The sequence below is a fragment of the Micromonospora echinofusca genome (assembly GCF_017614955.1).
In the GTDB taxonomy this organism is placed as follows: Bacteria; Actinomycetota; Actinomycetes; order Mycobacteriales; family Micromonosporaceae; genus Micromonospora; species Micromonospora echinofusca_A.
This window is the reverse complement of the sequence record NZ_WVUH01000464.1, coordinates 1-4,599: the sequence shown is the minus strand read 5'-3', so window position 1 is coordinate 4,599 and position 4,599 is coordinate 1. Positions and strand designations below refer to the sequence as shown.

4 protein-coding genes are annotated in these 4,599 nt (G+C 69.8%); all 4 read right to left on the bottom strand.

Annotated features, from left to right (window positions below; all coding sequences use genetic code 11):
- A partial coding sequence (locus GSF22_RS30965) for a LacI family DNA-binding transcriptional regulator (protein ID WP_208817456.1) occupies positions 1–1,026 on the bottom strand: 1,026 nt, incomplete at its 3' end.
- A 278-nt stretch (positions 1,027–1,304) separates the two neighbouring features.
- Complete coding sequence (locus tag GSF22_RS30960; RefSeq protein ID WP_208817455.1) at positions 1,305–2,699, bottom strand: GH1 family beta-glucosidase; 1,395 nt, start codon at positions 2,697–2,699, stop codon at positions 1,305–1,307.
- A complete protein-coding gene (locus GSF22_RS30955; protein WP_244454455.1) occupies positions 2,696–3,601 on the bottom strand; it encodes a carbohydrate ABC transporter permease in 906 nt (301 codons plus the stop codon). Before GSF22_RS30955 ends, GSF22_RS30960 begins: the two co-directional genes overlap by 4 nt.
- A 12-nt stretch (positions 3,602–3,613) precedes the next feature.
- Positions 3,614–4,597, bottom strand: coding sequence for a carbohydrate ABC transporter permease (locus tag GSF22_RS30950; protein WP_208817454.1), 984 nt, complete (start codon positions 4,595–4,597; stop codon positions 3,614–3,616).
- Positions 4,598–4,599: the final 2 nt, after the last annotated feature.

The window sequence follows — 4,599 nt, the reverse complement described above, 5'->3', positions numbered from 1 at the left end:
GATGAGCTTGGTGTCCAGCAGCACCGCCGGGGAGACCAGTTCCCCCCGGATCCGGTCCACCAGCAACCGCGCCATCTGCCGGCCCATCTCCTCCACCGGCTGGAAGACCGTGGTCAGCGGCGGATCGGCCTGCCGGGCGATCGGCGCGTCGTCGAAACCGATCACGGCGACGTCCTCGGGTACCCGTCGACCGGCCTCGCGCAGCGCCCGCAGCGCCCCGAACGCCATCAGGTCGGAGGCGACGAAGACCGCGTCGAGCTGCGGGCAGAGTTCCAGCAGGCGGCGCATGCAGGCGGCGCCGCTGCCCTCGCTGAAGTCGCCGTACGCGATGAGGTCCGGGTTGACCGGCTGCCCGGTCGCCTTGACCGCCGCCCGGTAGCCGCTGAGCCGGGCCAGACCGGCCCCCATGTCCTGGGTACCGGCGATGTGCGCGACGGTCCGGCGACCCCGCTCGAAGAGGTACTCCACGGCCTGCCGGGCCCCGCCGACGTTGTCCACGTCGACGTAGTAGGCGGGCTGGGCACCGGGTTGCAGCATCCGGGCCGGCCGACCGCCGAGCACGGTGGGCAGACCGCGCTCCTCCAGCAGGGTGGGCAGCGGGTCGGCGTCGTGCAGCGACAGCAGCAGGACGCCGTCCACGTGCTGGTTGGTCAGGTGGTGCTCGACCCGTTCCCGCTCGACCGGCGACTGGGCCATGGCCAGCCAGAGCTGCATCGGGGTCTCCAGCAGTCCGGAGGAGATGCCCCGCACGATCGCGGCGAAGAACGGCTCGGTGAAGACCCGTTCGCCGGACTCGGAGACGACCAGCGCCACCGAGTCGGTACGTTGGGTGACCAGGGCCCGGGCGGCCCGGTTCGGCACGTACCCCAGTTCGGCGATGGCCTGTTGCACGGCGGCCCGGGCCTCCGGGCTGACCTGGGGCGAGCCGTTGACGACACGGGAGACCGTGCCACGTCCGACGCCTGCGCGGGCCGCGACCGCATCGAGAGTGGGGCGCCCGAGCGATCGGCTGCGCTGGGTTGTCATCGTCTGCTCCTCCGACGTCGGGCGGACCGGCCCCGGCCCGGGTGGGGCCGGCGCCGGGGCCGGCCTCCGTCGGAGGTCGGCACCGGGCCCGGTTACTGGCTGGCCGTGAGCTTAGAGCGTCCGGCCACCGGACTGGCGGGGCTGCGGCGCGCCCTGGCGCGTCGGCTGGCGGCGTTGTCGTCGTCGGCCATGCCACACCGGCATGACCTCCTCCGCCGCCACCTTGCCACCCTCGACCAGAACCCGCCTCGCCACCACCGCCCTGTCGCCGGACGCTCTTATTGTGCGGCCAGACCGTTACGTCGGATCACCTCGGCGTACCACCTGGCGCTCGACTTGGGGATGCGGAGCTGGCTGTCGTAGTCGACGTAGATCATCCCGAACCGCTTGGTGTACCCCCACGCCCACTCGTAATTATCCATCAGTGACCAGGCGAAGTACCCGCGTAGGGGTACCCCGGAACTGATCGCGGTGTGCGCGGCGCGCAGGTGGGCGTCGAAGTAGGCCAACCGGTCGGTGTCGTGCACCTGACCGTCGACCACCGCGTCGACGAAGGCCGACCCGTTCTCGGTGACGTACAGCGGCAGGTCGGTGTACTCGCGGTGCACCCGCTGGAGGGTCTCGACCAGTCCGGGGGCGTCGATCTCCCAGTTCATGTCGGTGACCGGCACGCCCCGGGTGACGAACCGGACCTGCTCGCTGCCGGGCCAGCAGGACGGCGCCCGCCAGTACGGCTCGGCGGGGGCGTCGTCGACCGGCGCGGCGACCACGTGCCGGCTGTAGTAGTTGATCCCGACCATGGTCAGCGGGGTGGCGATGGTGGCCAGGTCACCGTCGTGCACGTGCCCGAAGTCGGTGATCCCGGCCAGGTCCGCCCGCAGGTCCGCCGGGTAGTCCCCGCGCAGGATCGGGTCGAGGAAGAACCGGTTGGCCAGCGCGTCGATCCGGCGGGCGGCGTCCGCGTCGGCCGGGTCCGGGGTCTGCGGGGTGACCGGGTACAGGTTGAGCGTGACCCCGAAGTCGTGGTCCGGCCGGGCCGCCCGCATCGCCTGCACGGCCAGGCCGTGCCCGAGCATCAGGTGGTGCCCGGCCCGGACCGCGTCGGCCGGGTCGGAGCGGCCGGGGGCGTGCGCACCCGAGCCGTACCCGAGGAAGGCCGAGCACCACGGCTCGTTGAGGGTGGTCCAGTAGCGCACCCGGTCGCCGAGCGCGGCGTGGGTGAGCTGGGCGTAGTCGGCGAACCGGGCGGCGGTGTCCCGGGCCGGCCAGCCGCCGGCGTCCTCCAGCGGCTGGGGCAGGTCCCAGTGGTAGAGCGTCACCCAGGGTTCGATGCCGTGGGTCAGCAGTTCGTCGACCAGTTCGCGGTAGAAGTCCAGACCGGTCTGGTTGGCCGGGCCGGCGCCGCCGGGCTGCACCCGGGGCCAGGAGACGGAGAACCGGTACGACTTCAGGCCGAGGTCGGCCATCAGTTTGATGTCGTCCCGGAACCGGTGGTAGTGGTCGCACGCCACGTCGCCGGTGTGTCCGGCGACCACCTTGCCCGGGGTGTGGCTGAAGGTGTCCCAGATGGACGGGGTACGTCCACCCTCGCTGGCCGCTCCCTCGATCTGGTACGCCGCAGTGGCGGCACCCCACAGGAAGTCGGACGGGAAGGTGAGTTCCTGATCGGTCACGACTTGACGGCACCTTCCATGATTCCGCCGATGATCTGGCGGCCGAAGAGGACGAACACGACGAAGAGCGGCAGCGTTGCGATCAACGTACCCGCGAAGATCTGCGAGTTGTCCGCGAAGTAGGCGGTGTTGAGGCTGCGCAGGGAGATCTGCACAGTGGGGTTGGCCGGGTCGGCGAGGACCACGAAGGGCCAGAAGAACTGGTTCCACTGCTCCATGAAGGTGAGCAGGCCGAGCACGGCGGCGGCCGGGCGCAGGGCGGGTGCCACCACGTGCCAGTAGATCCGCCAGGTGGAGCAGCCGTCGACCCGGGCCGCCTCGATCAGCTCGTTCGGCACGGCCTGTTCGGCGTACTGGCGCATCATGAAGATGCCGAAACCACCGATCAGGAACGGCACGGTGACCGATGGCATGGTGTTGAGCCACTCCAGCTCGGCCATCAGGATGTACAACGGCAGCACGCCGAGCTGGATCGGCACCATCATCGAGGCGAGGATGATCAGCAGCAGGGCGTTCTTGCCCTTGAACCGCAGTTTGGCGAAGGCGAAGCCGGCCAGCGAGCCGAAGAAGACCGTCGCGACGGTGATCGTCCCGGAGACCAGGAACGAGTTGACCAGGCCCTTGACGATGTTGGCGTCGCCGTTGGCGAGGACCCGCTCGATGTTCTCGCCGAGCTTGCCCCCGGGCAGGAACGGCGGCGGCCAGGAGTTGGCCGCGTCGTTGGTCCGGGACGCGATGACGATCATCCAGTAGAACGGGAAGAGCGAGAGGATCACGCCGAGGACGAGGCCCACCCAGGTCAGCGGGCTGGCCTTCCAGAGCGTCTCGGCGCGGTGCCGGTCGCGGGGGTTACGCCGCGGGGGCGCGGCCGGTGCGGGGGGACGGAACGTCGTGGTCGTCATCTGGCGCAACCCTCACTTGTCGGAACTGATGCGGCGGGCCAGCAGGTAGTTCACGACCGACATGCCGGCGATCAGGAAGAACAGCACGAGCGCGACCGCACCGGCGTACCCCCAGCGGAAGCGCTGGTTCATCACGTCGAGCAGGTACATGGTGATGGTCTGGAACTGCCCCTCGGAACCACCGGAGATGCCCCCGGATCCGCTGGTGAACAGCAGCGGCTCGGTGAAGAGCTGGAGTCCACCGATGGTGGAGATGATCAGCGTGAAGATGATCGTCGGGCGGAGCTGCGGGATGGTGATCGACCAGAACTGCCGCCGGCGGGAGGCGCCGTCCAGGGACGCGGCCTCGTACATGTCCTTGCTGATCGACTGCATGGCGGCCAGGTAGATCAGCGCGTTGTAGCCGACCCAGCGCCAGTCGACCATGGTGGAGATGGCGAACCAGGACGCGAACCGGTTGGCCCGCCAGTCGATGGGGTCGATGCCGACCAGGTCGAGGGCCCAGTTGACCAGCCCGAAGTCCCGGGAGTAGATCATCGAGAAGATCAGCGCCACCACGGCGGTGGAGGTGATGATCGGCATGGCGATGGCCATCCGGAAGAACGTCTGCGCCGGCAGCCGTCGGTTGAGCGCGTTGGCCAGCATCAGGGCCAGCAGCAGCTGCGGCACCGTGGAGAGCACGAACATGCCGAAGGTGTTGACGACCGCGTTCCAGAACTGCGGGTCCTCGGTGAGCAGCTCGACGAAGTTGTCCAGGCCGACGAAGCTGATGGTGGCGTTGAGCGGCGAGCGGTCGGTGAGCGCGATCCAGACCGTGTACGCGATCGGGTACGCCCCGAAGACGGCGAAGAGGGCGAAGAACGGCAGGACGTAGAGGTACGGCGAGTACCTCAGGTCGATCCGGGTCAGCGAGGAACCGCGGCGGGCGCGGTGGGAGGTGGAGCCGGCGCGGGGTGGTCCGCCCGGTCCGGGCGGGGCGGCGGTGTCGAGATCCAGGC

Coding starts and splice junctions, on each gene's coding strand:
- GSF22_RS30955 (WP_244454455.1), bottom strand. CDS start 3,601: ATGACGACCACGACGTTCCGTCCCCCCGCACCGGCCGCGCCCCCGCGG.